Raw genomic sequence first — 342 nt, 5'->3', positions numbered from 1 at the left:
GGCTGCCGCTGCCCGGCTGGCGCGGGGCGCTGCTGCAGCTGCTGCTGTCGTGCGCCAACTGGTCGCTGATGGGCGGGGCCATGTGGGCGCTGGCGCAGGGGCGCGTGCCCTACGCGGCGGCCTTGGCGACCATCCTGCTGGGAGCGGTGGCCGGGCTGCTGTCGCGCATCCCGGCGGGGCTGGGCGTGCTCGAGGCCGTGGGCACCGCCGTGCTGGCGGCCCATCTGCCGGTCAGCGCCGCCCTGGCGGTGGTGCTGGCCTTCCGCGCGTTGTACTACCTGGCGCCCCTCGTGCCGGCCGCACTGGCGCTGCTGGCCACCGAGCTGTGGTGGCGGCGGCGCC

At 77.5% G+C, this 342-nt stretch carries 1 pseudogene; it reads left to right on the top strand.

The features are described from left to right. A pseudogene (locus tag A612_RS11130) lies at window positions 1-342 on the top strand (lysylphosphatidylglycerol synthase domain-containing protein); the annotation flags it as partial.

This window comes from Melaminivora alkalimesophila (assembly GCF_000282995.1).
Classification (GTDB): domain Bacteria; phylum Pseudomonadota; class Gammaproteobacteria; order Burkholderiales; family Burkholderiaceae_C; genus Melaminivora; species Melaminivora alkalimesophila.
This window is presented reverse-complemented; position numbering and strand designations above follow the sequence as displayed.